17 protein-coding genes are annotated in these 19,357 nt (G+C 32.1%); 11 read left to right on the forward strand and 6 right to left on the reverse strand.

Annotated elements, in window-relative coordinates; all coding sequences use genetic code 11:
- Nucleotides 1-106: 106 nt before the first annotated feature.
- Complete coding sequence (locus tag B4E59_RS02930; protein ID WP_291051234.1) at nucleotides 107-3,397, reverse strand: cytochrome c biogenesis protein; 3,291 nt, start codon at nucleotides 3,395-3,397, stop codon at nucleotides 107-109.
- A 270-nt stretch (nucleotides 3,398-3,667) separates the two neighbouring features.
- Between B4E59_RS02930 and B4E59_RS02935 the strand changes: the two genes are divergently transcribed.
- The 4 genes from B4E59_RS02935 to B4E59_RS02950 are packed head-to-tail and all read left to right on the forward strand — an operon-like array spanning nucleotide 3,668 to nucleotide 6,437.
- On the forward strand, nucleotides 3,668-4,096 hold the full coding sequence (locus B4E59_RS02935) for a CC0125/CC1285 family lipoprotein (RefSeq protein WP_180906237.1): 429 nt from the start codon (nucleotides 3,668-3,670) through the stop codon (nucleotides 4,094-4,096).
- Nucleotides 4,097-4,113: 17 nt separating this feature from the next.
- Nucleotides 4,114-5,448 carry a Y-family DNA polymerase gene (locus B4E59_RS02940; protein ID WP_306459994.1) on the forward strand — a complete coding sequence of 445 codons (1,335 nt, stop codon included), beginning with the start codon at nucleotides 4,114-4,116 and terminating at the stop codon, nucleotides 5,446-5,448.
- Between the two features lie 12 nt (nucleotides 5,449-5,460).
- Nucleotides 5,461-5,919, forward strand: coding sequence for a LexA family protein (locus B4E59_RS02945; protein ID WP_115001214.1), 459 nt, complete (start codon nucleotides 5,461-5,463; stop codon nucleotides 5,917-5,919).
- A 56-nt stretch (nucleotides 5,920-5,975) separates the two neighbouring features.
- The gene (locus tag B4E59_RS02950) at nucleotides 5,976-6,437 is read left to right on the forward strand and encodes a hypothetical protein (protein WP_219034692.1); all 462 of its coding nucleotides are present in this window, start codon (nucleotides 5,976-5,978) and stop codon (nucleotides 6,435-6,437) included.
- A gap of 32 nt (nucleotides 6,438-6,469) precedes the next feature.
- On the opposite strand, the gene B4E59_RS02955 is transcribed toward B4E59_RS02950, so the two are convergent.
- Nucleotides 6,470-7,858, reverse strand: coding sequence for a hypothetical protein (locus B4E59_RS02955; RefSeq protein ID WP_257468169.1), 1,389 nt, complete (start codon nucleotides 7,856-7,858; stop codon nucleotides 6,470-6,472).
- 294 nt (nucleotides 7,859-8,152) lie between these two features.
- On the opposite strand from B4E59_RS02955, the gene B4E59_RS02960 reads away from it, so the two are divergent.
- Together B4E59_RS02960 and B4E59_RS02965 are read left to right on the forward strand one after the other, a co-directional pair.
- Complete coding sequence (locus B4E59_RS02960; RefSeq protein ID WP_038335685.1) at nucleotides 8,153-8,401, forward strand: type B 50S ribosomal protein L31; 249 nt, start codon at nucleotides 8,153-8,155, stop codon at nucleotides 8,399-8,401.
- A 133-nt stretch (nucleotides 8,402-8,534) separates the two neighbouring features.
- On the forward strand, nucleotides 8,535-9,707 hold the full coding sequence (locus B4E59_RS02965) for a proline dehydrogenase family protein (RefSeq protein WP_115001213.1): 1,173 nt from the start codon (nucleotides 8,535-8,537) through the stop codon (nucleotides 9,705-9,707).
- 50 nt (nucleotides 9,708-9,757) lie between these two features.
- Here B4E59_RS02965 and B4E59_RS02970 read toward each other — a convergent pair whose 3' ends face one another.
- Nucleotides 9,758-10,066 (reverse strand): hypothetical protein, encoded by a 309-nt coding sequence (locus B4E59_RS02970; RefSeq protein ID WP_115001211.1) that lies wholly within the window; start codon nucleotides 10,064-10,066, stop codon nucleotides 9,758-9,760.
- A gap of 69 nt (nucleotides 10,067-10,135) precedes the next feature.
- Nucleotides 10,136-10,447: a cupin domain-containing protein gene (locus tag B4E59_RS02975; protein ID WP_115001209.1), complete on the reverse strand. Its 312-nt coding sequence runs from the start codon at nucleotides 10,445-10,447 to the stop codon at nucleotides 10,136-10,138.
- Between the two features lie 148 nt (nucleotides 10,448-10,595).
- Between B4E59_RS02975 and priA the strand changes: the two genes are divergently transcribed.
- The gene (priA, locus tag B4E59_RS02980; RefSeq protein WP_286496372.1) at nucleotides 10,596-13,055 is read left to right on the forward strand and encodes a replication restart helicase PriA; all 2,460 of its coding nucleotides are present in this window, start codon (nucleotides 10,596-10,598) and stop codon (nucleotides 13,053-13,055) included.
- Between the two features lie 42 nt (nucleotides 13,056-13,097).
- On the opposite strand, the gene B4E59_RS02985 is transcribed toward priA, so the two are convergent.
- The gene (locus B4E59_RS02985) at nucleotides 13,098-13,472 is read right to left on the reverse strand and encodes a hypothetical protein (RefSeq protein ID WP_125349102.1); all 375 of its coding nucleotides are present in this window, start codon (nucleotides 13,470-13,472) and stop codon (nucleotides 13,098-13,100) included.
- Between the two features lie 412 nt (nucleotides 13,473-13,884).
- Nucleotides 13,885-14,385, reverse strand: coding sequence for a GbsR/MarR family transcriptional regulator (locus tag B4E59_RS02990; RefSeq protein WP_038335692.1), 501 nt, complete (start codon nucleotides 14,383-14,385; stop codon nucleotides 13,885-13,887).
- Nucleotides 14,386-14,558: 173 nt separating this feature from the next.
- Here B4E59_RS02990 and B4E59_RS02995 point away from each other — a divergent pair, with 173 nt between their 5' ends.
- Genes B4E59_RS02995 through B4E59_RS03010 form a run of 4 tightly spaced genes read left to right on the forward strand, consistent with a single transcriptional unit; the run spans nucleotide 14,559 to nucleotide 18,949 of the window.
- Nucleotides 14,559-15,248 (forward strand): ABC transporter ATP-binding protein, encoded by a 690-nt coding sequence (locus tag B4E59_RS02995; RefSeq protein WP_038335693.1) that lies wholly within the window; start codon nucleotides 14,559-14,561, stop codon nucleotides 15,246-15,248.
- A gap of 57 nt (nucleotides 15,249-15,305) precedes the next feature.
- Nucleotides 15,306-16,535 (forward strand): ABC transporter permease, encoded by a 1,230-nt coding sequence (locus tag B4E59_RS03000; RefSeq protein ID WP_038335694.1) that lies wholly within the window; start codon nucleotides 15,306-15,308, stop codon nucleotides 16,533-16,535.
- Nucleotides 16,535-17,791, forward strand: coding sequence for an ABC transporter permease (locus B4E59_RS03005; RefSeq protein ID WP_038335695.1), 1,257 nt, complete (start codon nucleotides 16,535-16,537; stop codon nucleotides 17,789-17,791). The genes B4E59_RS03000 and B4E59_RS03005 overlap by 1 nt, the downstream gene beginning before the upstream one ends.
- 24 nt (nucleotides 17,792-17,815) lie before the next feature.
- Nucleotides 17,816-18,949 carry an efflux RND transporter periplasmic adaptor subunit gene (locus B4E59_RS03010; protein WP_219034695.1) on the forward strand — a complete coding sequence of 378 codons (1,134 nt, stop codon included), beginning with the start codon at nucleotides 17,816-17,818 and terminating at the stop codon, nucleotides 18,947-18,949.
- The last annotated feature ends 408 nt before the right edge of the window (nucleotides 18,950-19,357 follow it).

The following is a 19,357-nucleotide window of genomic DNA, read 5'->3' on the forward strand; positions in this document are numbered from 1 at the left end:
TTTTAAACAAATTTAAAAAAAATGTTATGATTTGTAAGTTAAAGTAGGTTAAAATAAAAAAGCTCATCTTTGGATGAGCTTTTTTATTTTATAATATTTAAAGAAATTAATTTTTTGATTTTACGTGGTAAACTTTGTTTTGGAAATACCAAGCTGCAATAGATAAAACTAACATTGCGACTGCTGTTGCAGGAACCCAGAATGGAATTGGAATTGGATCTCCGGCTGCGTATGAGTGTAATCCAGATAAGTAATAGTTAACGCCAAAATACGTCATAATTACTGTCCAAACAGCCCACATTGCTGCAACATTGAAGGCAAATTTCCCTCTCAATCCTGGAACTAAACGCATATGTAAAACAACTGCATAAACAATTACAGAAACGAAAGCCCAAGTTTCTTTTGGATCCCAAGACCAGTAACGTCCCCAAGATTCGTTTGCCCACATACCTCCTAAGAATGTACCAACGGTAAGTAAGAAAATACCAATTGTTAATGACATTTCAGAAACGTAAGTCATTTCTTTTAGCGAAATTTCAATCTTTTTATTTGGTTTAATCATCATGATAATTAATGAGAAAACTCCTAAAATAGCACTTAATCCAAAGAAACCATAAGATGAAACGATAATCGCAACGTGTACAATTAACCAATATGATTTTAGTACAGGAACAAGTGGTGTAATTTGTGGATCTAACATAGAACCTCCGTGTGCAAATCCCATCATAATTACAGCAACCATAGCTCCTGTTGTTGGAATAAATGCGTTTCGGTTTTTGTATAATAACAATCCAGCTAAAACACTAATCCATGAAATAAATACAATGGCTTCGTAACCATTAGACCAAGGTGCGTGTCCAGTTAAATACCAACGAACACCAAGTCCTGCGGCTTGTACGATAAAGACAATAAATATTAATCCCAAACAAACATTGATAATTCGATGAAGTGCTTTGCTTTCTGAAAATAACTGAATGAAGGATAAAATCATTAAAACTCCACCAACCATACAATAAGCAATCATCATCCAAAAGAAAACGTTGTATTTGTTGTATAACACTTCTATCTCAACTTTTGTTGGAGAAGGCACAACATTTTTACCCCATTTTTGTTGGTATTTATCGATATAATCTACCGCATTATCTGCAGGCGTCCAATTACCATTTTCTAATCCTTTCGAAACCATGTTAAAATAAACACTAATCATTCCAAGTGCCATTGTATCGATTTCTACAGGATTTTCTTGTGTTTGATAAATCCAAGAAGTCCAACGCTCTGAAGGATCATTCTGAACTGGAATTATTTTTAATTGATATCCTTTTGCAGTTTGATCTAAAATATTGAAACGCTCTGTAACCTTAATTACTTCCTCATCAAATTTAGAACGCTCTGAAGGTTTTCTTGAGAATGCCTCGTTATAGGCTTTATCTAATTTAAAACGAGTCGTTTTTGGATCGATCAAATTCATTAAAGATGTGTAACCATCTTCGTTTGCGCTTGTAATTTTCTTTAAACGATCTCCTCCTTTATCTCCAACTTCAATCATCGGAGCATTTACCCAATAAGCAGGGTCTAATTGCAAAGAAATAAACCATTTATTGGCAGATAATCCGTGGAATTTATCTTTTTTATAAACTTTTCTAAGGATTTCTAAAGCTTGTGTATTAAGAGGTTTTATACGTCCTTCGATATCTTGTGTAAGTAAATGACCAAATTTATCAGCGTGTTCGTCAGGAATTTTTACATTCTTCGCTAATTCATCTCCATCAGCCATTTTTGTAGAAAAACTACCAATGTGCTCTGATGAATGAACGTTCCCTTTTTCCGAATCAGTCTGAATTTTTTGATGTCCATTTTTTCCTCCATCAGTAGTACTTGGATTTTGAGCAAATGCTAATCCAGAAAGTAAAAATAATGGAAGTAAAATATTTATTTTTTTGGTATGTAAACTTTTTAATAGAGAGTTTAATTGCGTAAAACGAGTTCCTTTCCAGAATAATGAAACAAACATTCCTCCAAATAATAAGAAGTATCCTAAATAGGTAATGTTAGTCCCCCACCAGTCTTGGTTAACTTGTAAAATAGTTCCGTCTTCCGTTGGAAAATAACTCGATTGGAAGAAACGGTAACCTTTATAATCCATTACATTGTTCATATAAATGTGATGTTTTGTTTCTTTTCCCTCGTCGATAACTGTAATGTTAGATTCGAAAGAAGAAGGATTTGTAGAACCAGGATAACGATCTAAAATAAAGTCATCTAAACGAATGCTAAATGGAACTTTTACTAATTTAGAACCGTAACCTAACGAAATATTCATTCCGTCAATTTGTACATCAGCAGAATAATTTGTGACACCCTTTCCACCAACAATTGTCACTGTATCGCGTTTATCACCAACAATAACTTCGGCTCTAATTGCACCAGGTAGATTCTTTTCTTCTGCTTTAAATTTAGAACCTTGTCTATATAAAACTTCACCTTTGAAAGCCGGATTTGGAACTACAAATTGCGCTCCGTTGATTGTATATAACGAACGTAGTTTTAATGGAGCAGGAACATTAAATTCAACTTTTCCAGCACCTTCTTGCAATTTTTGCATGTCTGTAATTTGTCCAACTTGTTGTCCAGCCATTTGTACATATTCTCCTTCGAAAGGCGATTTGATAACCAAATTTTCTCCTTCTCCAGTAATTTGTACCGCACCATCTTGCGGTCTATTGTACGAAACTAAAGTTCCATTAACACTTTTTATTTCACCATTTCTGATGAAAACAGAATTACGTCCAGCTTGTCCAACTGTCACGATTTCTAAAACATTAATTCCTTCTTTTTTTCTTACAACCGTATCTAAAGCGTGAGGTACGTAATCAAAAGTTTTTAATTTAATGACTTTATCTTTGAACTGATATTCACCTTCAAAGTGTCTACGGAACAAAGAACTTGTACTATCTTTTCTGTCAAAATACGTCATATTGTATTGATGATTGTCATACGCCAAACGTTGTGTACCATCATCAACCATCATCTTGAAATAAGATTTGTACGATGTAATTTCGTTACTTGTTCCTCCTTCTGGAATAGGCATTTCACCCTCGAAACTGATGTAACGAGTAATTCCTCCTCCAATAAAAATAAACAAAAATGCTAAGTGGAAAACCAATAAAGGCAATTTTTCCTTTGACCATAATCGGTATCGTTTGATATTCATTAAGAACAAAACGATCAACCAAATCATTAATACCTCAAACCACTTTGCCTCGTAAATAACAGCTTTTGCAGTAGCCGTATCGTAGTCATTTTCAATGAAAGTGGCATAACCCATGGCGATTGCGTAGATGAATAGCAAGACCGTCATGGTTCTGGTAGAAAATAGATATTTTTCTAATTTACTCATTACTTATAATTGATTTACAAAAATAGGTGAGTTTATCAGATAAAGCATTAAAACTTAAATGATTTTTATTAGAATCAATGAGTTAATAGAATGTTAAATATGTTGTGCCAAAATTGATTTTAAATGTTTAAAAAACACACTGTTAATCAGAAATGTTTATAACAAAGTATTTTATTCAAAAATAATTTGTTAAGAAAATATTTAGAAATATCAAAAACATATCTTAAAAGGAACAATTTTTGTTAAAGCTCAATAACCAATTATAATGATATGAAAAAATTAACTCAAATTTTATGTGCTGGAGCTTTCATTTTTGCTTTAGCAAGTTGTCATAACAGCAAGGCTGTTGCATACCAAAAAGATAATGGTACAGGCGGTTATACCGAAGAAAAGGTGAACAATGATACCTATATTGTTAGTTTTGATGGAAACGAATACAATAAAAAAGACAAAACGTTTGACTATGCTTTGTTGAGAGCAGCAGAAATTGGTCAGCGTAATAATTTTGATTATTTTGCAATTTTAAGTACGGTGAACGATAAAGTTTTGGAAAAAAGTAACAGCTATACAAAGTTAGATAATAATGATACGTGGCTGAAAGTACAATATTTCAAAAACAGTAAACCGATAAAATTTCAAACGGTTTATGAACCAGCTGTTGTAATAAAAGATTTGCATAAAAAATATAAAATTAAATAAGAATACAAACCACTCATTTGAGTGGTTTTTTATTTTTGAATAATTTAACATTTTCGATGACACAATGTGGCGTTTTAACTTCTCAACTTTGTATTATGTTCGCATTGATAGATTGTAATAATTTTTACGCCAGTTGCCATCGTGTTTTTCAACCGAAGCTTCTTCATCAGCCAATTGTAGTATTGTCTAATAATGATGGTTGTGTAATTTCGCGTTCTGCCGAAGCAAAGTTAGCTGGAATTCCAATGGGTGCGCCTGCGCATCAATTTCAACGTATTTTTGAACAGAAAAAAATCAAAGTTTTTTCGTCAAATTATCAATTATATGCGGATATGAGCAATCGTGTAATGTCGATTTTATCGTTGTATTCGCCTGATCAGGAAATTTATTCGATAGACGAATGTTTCTTAAAATTGAATGGATTTGATCGTTTTGATTTGAAAAATTACGGATTAGAAATCAAATCTAAAATATATCAATTTACAAAATTGCCAGTTTGTGTAGGAATTGCTCCAACAAAATCCTTGGCGAAATTAGCGAATCATATTGCGAAAAAATTTCCAGAAGTTCATCAAGGGGTTTATATTATTCAGACTCAAGAACAAATCCATAAAGCGTTAAAATGGTTAAATATTGAAGATGTTTGGGGAATTGGTCGACGAATGTCGCGACGTTTGAGAATGATCGGTGTCAATAAAGCGTTGGATTTTGTACAATTAAAAGATGATTTTCTTCGGAAAGAATTTTCGATAGTAGGTTTGCGTTTGAAAAAAGATTTGTTAGGTGAAGCGGTGTTAGATTTAGAAGCGATTTCGGCAAAGAAAAGTATTGCAACGACGCGTAGTTTTGAAGAATATACCAACGATTTTGAATATGTAAAAGAGCGTGTTGCTACTTTTGCGGTTTCGTGTGCAGAGAAACTTCGGAAACAGAATTCTTCTTGCAATTTGGTTACAGTTTTTATTCAGACCAATAATTTTGATAGAAATAAACCACAATATTACCGTACAATTTCGGTCCATTTACCTTACGAATCGAATTCAAGTATAACGTTGTCCAAATTTGCAATTAAAGCGTTTGAGCAAATTTATAAAGATGGTTATGAGTACAAAAAGGCTGGAGTAGTGGTGTCTGGAATTGTTTCGTCAGATCAAAAACAATTATCGCTTTTTGAAGAAGAAAATCCAAATCACCCAGATTTGATGAAAGTCATCGATTTGTTGAACAAAAAATTTGGTGCGGCAAAAATAAAATTAGCTTCGCAAGATTTGAATAAAACGTGGAAAATGCGTCAAAATAATTTATCACCTTGTTATACAACCAAGTGGAAAGATTTGTTGGTGGTGTATTAAACGATAGAAAAAATGAATGGAGAGATAAAAATGTTAGACAAAGAACTCAACCTTTTTGTTATAAATACAGATGGTGAGAAAAAATATATTCCGAATTTTGGTCATGTAAATGCTGGATTTCCTTCACCTGCAGAAGATTTTGTGGACGATAGAATAAGTTTGGACGAACGTTATTTAACGCATCCCGAATCTACTTTTTTGATTGTCGTTGGTGGAGATTCGATGTATCCTGTTTATCAAAAAAATGATATTTTGGTGATTCGGACAGATCTTATTCCGTTGCATCACGATGATATTATTGTTTCTGTTAATAATGAAGATTATACGTTGAAACGCTTTGATAAAATAAACAATAAACTGATTGCTATAAATCTAAATTACAAAGATTGTGTTCAAATACACGAAAATGATGAGGTGGTTATTTTAGGAGTTGTTGGTGTTTTGGTACGAGAAATAACGAATAGAATTTAAATCTTTGTTGTAACTTTTTTATAAAACATGCATCTTAATAGTAAAGATATGATGTTATGAGAAAATTTATTTTATTGTGTTTTGCAGTGATGTTGGTGCAATCTTGTATTACAATTTCAACTGTTTCGAATGTGTCAACGAATGCGTCAAGATATTTGAGTATTGATGGAATTTATAAAACAGAAGGAACAACATATTCAGCAACAAAAGTGATTAGACGAAATAATAATCAAATCGTTTTGGACTTTACACAAATGCAAGGAGAAGTTTATTATTTCTTGAAAACAAATCAAGATATAGAACTTGAATTAGATTATGAAGTGAAACAAAAAAATGGTTTAATGGATTTTTCGATTGTAGATTATACAGGAAAAGAATTAACTCAAATAGGTAGTGCTTCGAAAGGAAAAATGAATAAAAAAGAATCTATTCATTTAGAATCTTATAAAAGTTATAGAATCAATTTTAAAGGAGATGATTTTAAAGGAAAAGTATCTGTTCAGTTAAATAATAAATAAATAAGGTCGAGTTTTACTCGACCTTATTTATTTTATTGAAATGCTCCAATTGTAGGAGTTGTTCCTCGAGGTTGTCCGTTATAATCTAACGGATATTGTTGCGCAAAAGATATTTTTCCTTTCCCTTTAGCAGGTGATTCATTTTTCACAGCTAATTTATTTGCGAAATAATTTGTATTCTCAAACATCGGATCTAACGTAATACTTGCCAAGAAATTTGGCGCAGTTGTCACATTTAATACTGAAGTATCCGCATTGTGAATAACATTGGTGTCAAATAAATAATTGAAAGCCGCACCATCTTTTTTATCCAATAAAATAGCATTTGGCGTGCGTTCATTATATATAATACAATTTCCGAACGTTGCTTTTGTCAAAGCCGAAACATTTTTATCATTGTTTTCGTTACTCAAGAAAAGCGAATAAGCTGGACCAGCACTTGTCGCAAAATTGTAATAATTGGCAAAAGTAGAATGATAAAATTCGTACGAACCACCATATTCTATTGCTAAAGTTGCCAAATTACTATTATTCATCACCAAGTTGTAACCTGTAATTGTAGCGTTTGTTGCTAAAATTCCATACGATTGATTATTAACAATTTTAGCATTACTAATATCTAATTTCGAATTATTTACGTGTAAACCAGTATCTGCACCAATAATTTTTGCATAATTGATTTTTGATGTACTATTTGGAGCTAGTTCGATTTTGTTCCATTGATCAGGAATCGAATCGTATTTATTATCATGACGAGCTGAACGAAATTTCACTTCTTCATTCAAAGCTCCATTTACAGTAAGTTTTGCATTGTTTCCAACTGTTAAACTTGCTCCTTTTTTGAAATAAACTTTTGCACCTTTATCAATTGTTAAATCACTTGTAATAGTTAAATTTCCGTCAATTACTTGGGCTTCGTCCATATTCCAATTTGCAGAAGAAATTGTAGCATCTTTTGTATGAATTTTAGCTTTTTCTATCCAAGAAAGTAACTTGATTTTTTTAGAAGAATTGGTTGTTTTAAAGTTAATTTCGTCATCGTAAAGCGGATTAAGAGGCGCTTCTTGAGCATTTACTTCAACAAAAATAAATAAACTATCCTTTTTGCGAATCGGCACATTTTCGAAACTTGTTCCTGCTTTTCCGTCTACATTTATATTGAAAAATGAATTATTTCCACGTGTCAAATATATTTTTGGAATCACGCGATCATCATTCTCAGGATTATAAATTTTAAGCAGATAGGTTTCAGATTTAGAGAAATTATATACGGTATCTACGGAAACGGTATCTTTGCTAAAGCGCAATTCAGAACTAATTGGATCATAGTCAAAATCATCGCGACAAGATTGAAAACCAATCAAAGAAGCAATACCAAGTCCGGCGATTAATGTTTTTACGTTCATAAAATTATGATTCATTATATAAGTTTAAACAGCAAATAATAGGTTTTATTGTAGATGGACAAAGATAAAAAATAGATTTTTATGAATAGATTCACCAAAAATATTTGTACGAATTACTAAAATGTTTATATTTGCACCACGAAAAATGTGTACAAGAAGTGCAGGTTTAATTTTAAGAAGCCCATTACACTCGAAATTAAATTTGCTTAATGTATTGTTTTAAATGTTTTTTCAATAAAATTGATTGTAACATTCTGTAAATAATATTATCTTTGCACTCCAATAAAGTTAACAAAGAAGATTAAAAAAATGAAAAAAGATATCCACCCAACAAATTACCGTTTGGTAGCATTCAAAGATATGTCTAACGAAGATGTGTTCATCACAAAATCTTGTGCTGATACTAAAGATACATTAGTTGTTGACGGAGTAGAGTACCCATTAATCAAAATGGAGATTTCTTCTACATCTCACCCATTTTACACAGGTAAAACTAAATTGGTTGATACTGCAGGACGTATCGACAAATTCAGAAGCAAATACGCTAAAAAAGGATAAGAATAGGCAACTATTTGCAATCTTTAAAATATATCAAAAACCTACAAGAATTTCTTGTAGGTTTTTTTTAGTTTAATCAGGTTTTAATTATAAATTTGTAACGTTATATTAACACAAAAAATAGTTAACTCACATGTCTTTATTCGACAATACACAGTTTGCTTTCGAATCGAAATCAGATAAAGATTTAAAGAAAGCGTATTACTTATACAAGTTAATCGGAAGCCCCGCATTGACAAGTTTTGGAACTAAGTTTTTTAATTTACCATTTGCGGTAGATATCCCATTCGTAAAACCTGTAATTCGTGAAACAATCTACAAACAATTTGTAGGAGGAGAAACGGCAGAACAAGGTGTGGTTGTCGCAAATGAATTATTTAAATATCACGTAAGTTCTATTTTAGATTATTCTATCGAAGGATTAACAGAAGAAAAACAATTTGACGAAGTTCGTGACGTTATGTTACACTTGGTTGATTTAGCAAAATCTAATCAATCAATTCCATTTGTAGTATTTAAACCAACTGCATTTGGTCGAATCGAATTATTTGAAAAAGTAGGGAAGAAACAAACGTTAACTGCAGAAGAAGAAAAATCTTGGGCTAATATTCGTCAACGTTTCGAGGCAGTATGTCAAAAAGGATATGATTTGGATGTTAATATCATGGTAGATGCAGAAGAAACTTGGATGCAAGGTTCTGCAGATGATTTGACTGACGAAATGATGGTGAAATATAACACAAAACGTGCATTAGTTTGGAATACGTTGCAAATGTATCGTCATGATCGTTTGGCTTATTTGAAAGAAATGCATGCAAAAGCAGAGCGCGAAGGATATTTCTTAGGATTCAAAATTGTGCGTGGAGCATATATGGAGAAAGAGCGTGCACGTGCGCAAGCCGAAGGTTATCCATCTCCAATTCAACCAAACAAAGAAGCTTCGGATAGAGATTATAATCTAGCGTTAGAATTTATTGCTTCTCATCACGAGCGTTTTGGTTTATTCGCAGGTTCGCACAACGAAGAAAGTTGCGAATTGTTAATCAAATTGATGAACGAAAACGGAATTGAGAAAAATAATCCAAATTTCTGGTTTGGACAATTATTTGGAATGAGTGATAATATTTCATTCAACTTGGCGCATTTAGGATACAATATTGCAAAATATTTACCTTACGGGCCAATCAAAGAAGTAATGCCTTACTTGGTTCGTCGAGCACAAGAAAACACTTCTGTTGCAGGACAAACAGGACGCGAATTGATGCTGATTGAAAAAGAATTAGAGCGTCGTAAAAAATCGAAATAATCGTATTTTATATAAAGCAAAAATCCACTCAATTTGAGTGGATTTTTTGATTAATTATTATTTTTCTTGATTCTAATCTTGCCTTTATGTTCATGATACATCATACAAGTTGCTTTATTTTCTAACTCTTTGCATGTTTTTTCAAAATCATAAATAACACTCACGGTTTCACCTTCTTTTTTGTCTGAAAATATTTCATTGTTACAAACCAAATAATCCTCTTTGTCATCAACACGAATGTAAGTTCCTGTACAATCTCTCACAATCGTTCCAGTAAATAATCGATCGTGTTTAATACTTGTACTGCAAGAAGATAGGGCTAAGGTAAGGAGAGTAGTTAATGAGAAAAGTAGTTTCATATTTTGATAAATTAATAATCATAAATATAAAGTTTTTTATAGTGTAAATAAATAGAGTTTAACTATATTTTAAAAACTTTTTTTATTAAAATTTAGAATAACCAACATCATCGAATCTTGTAAGGAAGTCACTTGATGAATAACTTTTGGAGGAAGAATATATTCGTCAAATTCTTTTAAATTGACAATCTCAATTTTTGAATCAATTTCTATTTCACCTTTCAGCATTAAAATTTTTGCATTTACAGGTAATTGATGATCGATTAATTTCAAACTTTTTTTTAGTCCAAAAGCAACAACACGCGTATCATCATTTCTGAAAATGATTTTTATAATTGGTTTTTCCGATTCCGAAATCTGATCTAAAATGGCATGTAACATAATGATAGTTTTTGAATTCTCTTAAAATTAGTATTAATTCTTCAAACTATCTGAAAATGAAATATTAATAATTTGTGAAATTTTAAGCAATTGTAATCTTCATTCTTAACACAAAAAAATGTTTAACTTGCGTTTTTAATCATATAAAATGACAACGAATTATTTTGCCGAAATTATTTTACCACTTTCATTAAATGGAACATTTACATACCATCTTTCTGAAATTGATTTACAGCAAATTAAAGTTGGTCAGCGTGTTTCCGTGCCTTTCGGAACGCAAAAATTATATACAGGAATTGTACATTCTATTCATCAAAATGCGCCAGAATTATACAAAACAAAGGCGATTCATGCTTTTTTGGATGATGAACCTTTGGTGACGCAAACGCAAATTAATTTTTGGGAATGGATGGCGAATTATTATATGTGTTCACTGGGCGATGTTTTTCGAAATGCTTTTCCTTCTGCATTAAAATTAGAATCTCAAACTTTTGTTCGATTAATTAATCCAAATTATGAAACAATTGAAGAGCTAAATGATTATGAATTCTTAGTTTTTGAAGCGTTGAAATTGCGTGAAATCATTTCAGTTGAAGAAGCAGCTTTAATTGTAGACGAGAAATCAGCAATTCCAACACTTAAATTATTAATTGATAAAGGAATTATTCGGTTAGATGAAAAACTGAACGAAAAATATACGCCAAAAATTGATAATTATGTCCGATTACATCCAGATTTAAAAGGAAATGAAACTGCCTTTATCGAGATTTTAAATCAATTAAATAAAGCACCAAAACAGCGCGAAACCTTGTTGCAATTGATTACGTTAGAAACGCAATCGCAAGAAAAACCGCTAAAAGTTGCAGATTTTATAAAACAAGGTGCGACAAATGCTGTACTTAAATCTTTAGCAGAAAAAGGAGCAGTTGAAATTTATCAACATCAAACTTCTCGTGTAGATGAAGATGAGAAAGAAGTTGCTGAAATTGCTGAATTGACCTTGAAACAAATTGCAGCTTTAAATCAAATTAAAGAAGATTTTAAGGATAAATCAACCGTTTTATTACATGGTGTAACATCAAGTGGAAAGACAGAAATTTATCTAAAATTGATGGAACAAGTAATTGCGAAAGGAAATAAAGTGTTGTACTTATTACCAGAAATTTCTGTGACAACTCAAATTGTTCATCGAATCAAAAAACATTTTGGAGAAAGAGTAGGAGTTTATCATTCGAAATTCAATCAAAATGAACGTGTAGAATTGTGGCAGAAAACCTTGAATGGCGATTTTGATATTATCATTGGTCCACGAACAGCGTTGTATTTGCCTTTTGATAATTTAGGAATGATTATCGTGGATGAAGAGCACGAATCTTCTTATAAACAAATGGATGTAAAACCATTTTTTCATGCGCGCGATATGGCGATGTTGCTTGGAGGAATGATGAATGCGAAGGTTTTATTAGGTTCAGCGACACCTTCGGCTGAAAGTTATTATAATGCGAAAAATAAAAAATATGGTTATGTCGAATTAACTGAACGTTTTGGGAGTATAAAATTGCCCGAAATTAATTTGATTGACCTCAAAAAAGCGCAAAAGGAAAAAGAAATTACAGAAGATATTTCGCATACACTTCGTGATGAAATTTTCAATCAATTGCATCAAAAAAAGCAAGTCATTTTATTTCAGAATCGTCGTGGATATGCGCCAATTATGGAATGTAATACGTGTGGTCATACGCCCGAATGTCCAAATTGTGATGTCAGTTTAACATATCATAAATTCTCGAATCAACTAAAATGTCATTATTGTGGTTATGCACAAGCAAAACCTTTGCGTTGCCCGAGTTGTGGTTCGTACGAATTGAATACAAAAGGTTTGGGAACAGAACAGATAGAACAGCAAGTTCAAACAATTTTTCCTGAAGCAAAAGTTCGAAGAATGGATGTCGATTCGATGCGAGGGAAATTTGCGTACGAAAAATTGATCGAAGATTTTGAGAACAAAGAAATTGATATTTTAATTGGAACGCAAATGATTACAAAAGGTTTTGATTTTGGAAATGTTAATTTTGTTGGTGTTATTCGAGCAGATTCTTTGTTAAATTTTCCTGATTTTAGAGCGCACGAAAAAGCGTTTCAATTGTTAACGCAAGTTTCTGGTCGTGCAGGTCGTCGTCAAGAACAAGGAAAAGTATTGATTCAATCTTTTCAGCCAGAACATCAGATTTTGCAAAATGTCACAACCTACAGTTATGCACCAACGATGAAAGATATTTTGTATGAGCGAAAAGAATTTTTGTATCCTCCTTATTCACGGTTAATCAAGTTGCGTTTCAAGCATAAAAATAAAGAGCGTTTGGATAAAACGGCGGCTCAATTAGTCGTTTTGCTTAAACCAAGTTTTGATGCAAAATGTTTACTTGGTCCAGAAACGCCTTCGATTGGAAGAATCAATAATTTATATATTACAGATGTGATGATTAAAATTAGACCAAATCAATCACCTCAAAAAGTAAAAGATTTAATTCAAGCAAAAATAGATCAATTGCATACAATTGCAGCTTTTCGTTCGGTACGAATTGATGTTGATGTTGATCCAGTTTAAAATAAAAACCTCCCAAAAGTTAACTTTTGGGAGGTTTTCTTGTTAAGATTCTAAACTTCTTAAATATTGTTGTTGCAAAGATCTACGTCTGCCTTTCATAAATAAGAAAAGGTTTAGCATCAACATTATTCCTAAATAAATGGCGAAACTACCAATTTTTGTACTTAATTTTACAATCAAATCTTCGGTTGTTGCGATAGAAGTCATGTAAACAATTAGCATGGCAAAACCGATATTCAAAAGATAAAAACCAATTTTGAATAATGAATTTGTTGCGCTTGCAATATCTTCTTTTTGATGGAAAATATCGTACATAAATATTTTTCCATTTTTGAATAAAACGTTAGAAACTGCGATTGTCATTAATATTGCCACTGGTAAGTAAACCAAATATGCAATTAGATTGTAATTTGTCATAATTTGCTGTGTTTAAGTGTTTATTTTTTTGCTTTTTCTTGCGATATAAATAATTGATAAATTAATAAAATGTAATATTCCGAGGATTAATAATATAAATCCAATTTTGTAGGACAATGAAGAAAACATGATGGTAATGGAGTCAACTTGTTCCCAGTTTTGTAAACTTATTGCCGAAAAACCTAAATTGACCAAATAGTATCCAATCAATAAAAGATTATTAATCGATTGACAAACAGAATGATTATCGATTAAGTTTGTCAAGTACACAAAACCAATTTTATACACTTTTCAACCAATAAAAATGGTGATGTAGAAAGTAATAATCAGATAAATGATATACGAAATAATATTATACATATTGAATTTTCAATAATTTTTGAAATTTGTGATTCAAAAAAATACGAATTGATTATTTTATCAAATTCGTGATTTTTCCTACCAACCAATGCTCATCAGATTTGATAGCAAGGTCCATTATATTATTGATTTTTGTCGAAACAGAAGATAAATCTTGTAATAATTTTGCAAATTCTTTTGCATCATCAGATTGATCGTCGATGTTTTTTAATGATTCTAAAAAATCAATTACCGGCTCTATTTCACGCTTTCTGCGTTCTTTTGTAATTTGTTTGAATAAATACCAAACATCTTTATCGGCAACAAAATATTCTTTACGTTCTCCTTTTATCAATTCTTTTCTTACAATTCCCCAATCCATCAAAGCACGCAAATTCATATTTGCATTTCCGCGAGAAATTTGTAATTCCTCCATAATTTGATCTGTAGAAATAGGTTCATTATACGTTAATAATAATGCATGAACTTGTGCCATAGTACGATTTATTCCCCAGTTAACAGCGAAAGTTCCCCAAGTTTGAACAAATTTTTCTTTTGATTCTTCTAATTTCATTGCAATTATTATTTACACAAATATATATAAATTTCTATACTTTCAAAAATTATTGAAAATTAATTTTGAAAAATATTTTAGCGCTATTTATAAGATAAATCTTAAACTTGCTTGTAACATTTTTCTTATAATTTCGACTTATCTGTTATCTTTATTGAAATTTACAACAATCTATGATATCTATTCGAGATTTAAATAAATCCTACATAATGGGAAAAAACAAACTTCACGTACTCAAAGGAATTAACCTTGAGATTACGGAAGGCGAATTTGTTGCGATTATGGGATCTTCGGGTTCGGGGAAATCAACTTTATTGAATATCATTGGAATGTTGGACGAGCATGATACAGGTATTTATGAATTGGACGGTGTTAGAATTGAGAAGTTAAACGAAACTAAAGCGGCTAATTATCGAAACAAATTTTTAGGATTTATTTTTCAATCTTATAATTTAATTAGTTTCAAAAATGTATTAGAAAATGTAGCGTTACCGTTGTATTATCAAAAAGTAAAACGATCGGATCGAAATAAAATAGCGCTTAGTTATCTGGAAAGAGTGGGGTTGGAGCCTTGGGCTACTCATATGCCAAATGAACTTTCGGGTGGACAAAAACAACGTGTTGCAATTGCGCGTGCATTGGCTGCAAAACCAAAATTGTTATTGGCGGATGAGCCTACAGGAGCGCTGGATACAAAGACTTCGCAAGAAGTAATGCACCTGATTCAAGAAATTAATGACGAAGGTAAAACAATTGTAATGGTGACGCATGAAGATGATATTGCAAATATGTGTAAACGTATTGTTCGTCTTAAAGATGGTGTAATTGTAAGTGACGAAAAAGTAGAACAAGTAAGAGTTTAATGATTTTCGAATCTCAAACTTCGTAAATCATAAATCAAAGAATCTTAAATATAAAATATGTTTGATACAGACCGTTGGAGCGAAATATGGTCGTCCATTGCAAGTAATAAATTGCGTACAGCATTGTCGGGTTTGACAATCGCTTTGGCGCTTTTTGTGTTTATTACATTGTATGGATTGGGAAATGGTTTGCAGAACGGGTTTCAACAAGAATTTTTCAAAGCAAATTCATTAAATATTACCGTTAACGGAGGTACAACAACAGAACCTTACAATGGTTTCAAACAAGGACGTACAATTGAATTGGATGTAAAAGATTTTGATTTTATTAAACATTCTTTTCCAGATGAAATAAAATCGATTGTAAGTACAATTTCGAAAAGTGATACGATTAGAAATGAAGCTAATTCAGGAAGTTATTCAATTACTGGAGTTTATCCAGAATATGAATCAATGATTAATGAAAATGTAACGCTTGGTCGATTTATCAATAAAAAAGATATGGAGAATCAGTCCAAATCAATTGTTATTGGACGATTGGTTGCGCAAGATTTTTTTCCAAATCAGATTGCGATTGGTAAGTATTTGCAATTAGGTTCAAGTATGTATCAAGTGGTTGGTGTTTTCGAAAGTAAAGATGGTGGTGATAATGCCGAGCGTGCTTTGTATGCACCTTTTACAACGTTTAGAACGATTTATGCTACAGATAAAGTATCATCGATTATTGTAACACCAAAAGATGGAATGGCTTTGGCTGACATTTCTAAACTTGCAAATGCAATTGAATATAATATAAAAGGTCGACATAATGTTGCACCTTCTGATTATGGTGGAATTTGGGTGCGAAATGCGGCTGATGCAATGGAAGATACCAATCAATTTTTCTTGATTCTGACAATTATTGTATTTGTAATTGGTGGAGGAAGTTTGATTGCAGGAATCGTAAGTATCGGAAATATTATGGTGTTTAGTGTAAAAGAGCGTACCAAAGAAATTGGTATTCGAAAAGCTTTAGGCGCAACACCAGCCAATGTTTTGGGACTGATTTTACAAGAAGCAATTATGATTACAATTATTTTCGGAGCAATAGGAATTGCTTTAGCGGCACTTGTTGTAGAAAATATTGGAGATAGCTTAGAAGAATATTTTATTTATAATCCAGGTGTAGAAACTAATTCGTTGGTAATGGCTTGTATTATTTTATTTGTTGCAGGAACAGTTTCTGGATTAATTCCAGCTTTGAATGCAGCACGTATTAAACCTATTGATGCTTTAAGAGACGAATAATGAACTTTATAAAATTTGTTTTTGATCCAGATGCTTGGAGCGAAGTCTACGCGGCGATTCGCAAAAATAAATTGCGCACTATTTTGACAATGATTGGTGTTGCATGGGGAATGTTCTTATTTGTATTATTGTTAGGAGTAACACGCGGTTTGCAAAATGGTTTTGACCGTAATTTGGCAAATGCCGCAACCAATTCATTATTTGTTTGGGGAGGGACAACATCGATGCCATATCAAGGATTTCAAAAAGGTCGCACAATTGAATTGAAAATGAGTGATGTTCGTCAAATTCAGGCTCGTTTTCCTCAAATTTCGTTGTTAGCTCCTCGAAACTCGAAACCAAATTCAATATTAACTTACGGAACAAAATATAATTTTTACACGGTTAATGGAGATTATCCAGATCAAAACCGAATGTTTGGGAAAGATATTATTCAAGGTCGTTTTATCAATGAAGATGATATCAAAACTGAATCGAAAGTTTGTGTAATTGGAATTGAAGTTGCCGAACAATTTTTTGGTGATAAACCGAAACCTTTAGGGAAAGAAATCAGAATTAGCGATAGTTATTATACAATTGTCGGCGTTTACGACACACCTTCTTCGCCTGTAGAGAGTAAAGATCAAGTGTTTATTCCGTTTACAACATTTCAAAAAATATACAATCAAGGAGAAACGATTCAATATTTAAGTTTGAGTTTACCTAATAATTATGATATTGTAGCATTCGAAAAAGAATTAAAAACATATCTGAAACAAATTAAAAATATTTCGCCAGATGACGACCAGGGAATTGGTGGTTTTAATTTAGGTGAAATGCTTGGAAAGATTATGAAATTCGTAAAAGGAATGCAGTTCCTAGCGATTGTTGTAGGAGGAATGACATTATTTTCCGGGGTTATTGCGATTGCAAGTATTTTATTGATTACAGTTTCAGAACGAACAAAAGAATTTGGAATTCGAAGAGCATTAGGTGCAATTCCTGCTCAAATTCGAGGACAAATTTTGTTAGAATCAGTAGTTTTAACATTAATTGCAGGTTTAGGCGGAATTATTTTTGCAGCACTTTTACTAATGGTTCTCAACGAAATTATCATTCCATCAAATAAAAACATACCTTTATATAATGCGTCAATCGATTTGTTTACACTTTTTACAGCTTTAGCAGTGATGGTGATTATGGCAACTTTAGCGGGATTGATTCCTGCTCAACGTGCAATTCAAATCAAACCTATTGATGCTTTGAGAGATGAATAACTAAAACTTAACAGATATAGAAGAATGAAAAAATTTCTAAAGATTTTGATGATTGTCGTTTTTATCGGTGCTGTAATCGGTGTGATTGCATATTTCGGTAAAAAGAATAGCCAAGACAATGAAGTTTATGAAACGACAACGCCTTTTATGGGAAATATAGAGGTGAAAGCTGTTGCAACTGGTGAATTAAAACCGTTGGAAACAATTGAAATTAAGCCAAATATTTCGGGTGTTATAAAATCGATTAATGTTGCTGAAGGACAATATGTAGAGCGTGGTCAGTTGATTTGTGAACTGAAAGTTGTTCCAAATGTTCAGTCGTTAAATGCAGCTCGTCAGTCTATTCAAGCGGCTCAAATTACGGTCGATCAAGAACGTCGTAATTTCAATCGAACATCAACTTTATATAATCAAGGTGTTTTGCCTCGTGCAGATTATGACAATGCAAATGCGACATATAAGTCAGCTCAACAACAATTAAAAGCTGCCGAAAACGATTACAAAGTTGCGCAAACAGGTATTGCTCCCGGTTTGGAAGCTTATGCAACAACACGTATTACAGCAACTACTTCGGGAATGATTTTAGATATTCCTGTTGAGGTTGGGAATATGGTGCAAGAGATTAATAATTTCTCTACAGGTACTACTATTGCTACGATGGCTGATGTTAAGAAAATGATTTTCCAAGGAAAAGTTGACGAAGCTGAGGTTGGTAAATTAAAAGAAGGAATGAAAATTAATGTATCGATTGGTGCAATTCCGAACAAAACTTTTACAGCGATTCTTGATTTTATTTCGCCTCAAGGAGTTGCAACGAATGGAGTAGTTCAGTTCGAGATTAAAGCACCAGTTCAATTAGATTCAGATAACTTTATTCGTGCGGGATATTCTGCAAATGCTGAGGTTGTAACGCAGGAAGCAAAAAATGTATTGTTGGTAAAATCAGCGCATGTTCGTTACGACGAAAACCAAAAACCATATGTTGAGATTCTTACTTCTGGTAAAGGACAAGATGCAAAATACGAAAAGAAATACATCACTCTTGGAATTACAGACGGAGTGAATGTTCAAGTAAAATCTGGCTTGAAAAAAACAGATAAAATCAAAATTTGGAATACCGATTTGGAAAAAGATAAAAACGGTAACGGTCCACATTAATAAGATACAAAAGGAGAATAAAGCGTTCTCCTTTTTTTGATTCTGTCACTCCGATTTTATCAAAAAGCTTTTTTATAGAAACTTAATTATGATGTCATCAGCATCGTATCCATTATATTATTAACTATACTGAATAACTCATTCTCGCTTTGCGACAATTCCTCCCGAATAGTTAACTCAAAAGTATCCATTTTACTTTTCTTTTTGGTAAGAAAAGCAAAACGTCTAATCATTTTATGAAGTTAAAAGGCATTCTTGAGTAATTAACAAGTTTAATTTTCCTGTCGTTTCGAGCTTGTCGAGAAATCTATCCCGTTATAATTTAGTTTTTAAAAAGAGCTTTTCTCGTCAAAAATCTAATATCTCAGTTCTCATATCTAAACATTTCAAAAAATATTTCCCATCGTA

This window comes from Empedobacter sp. UBA2044 (genome assembly GCF_002333005.1).
GTDB lineage: Bacteria > Bacteroidota > Bacteroidia > Flavobacteriales > Weeksellaceae > Empedobacter > Empedobacter falsenii_B.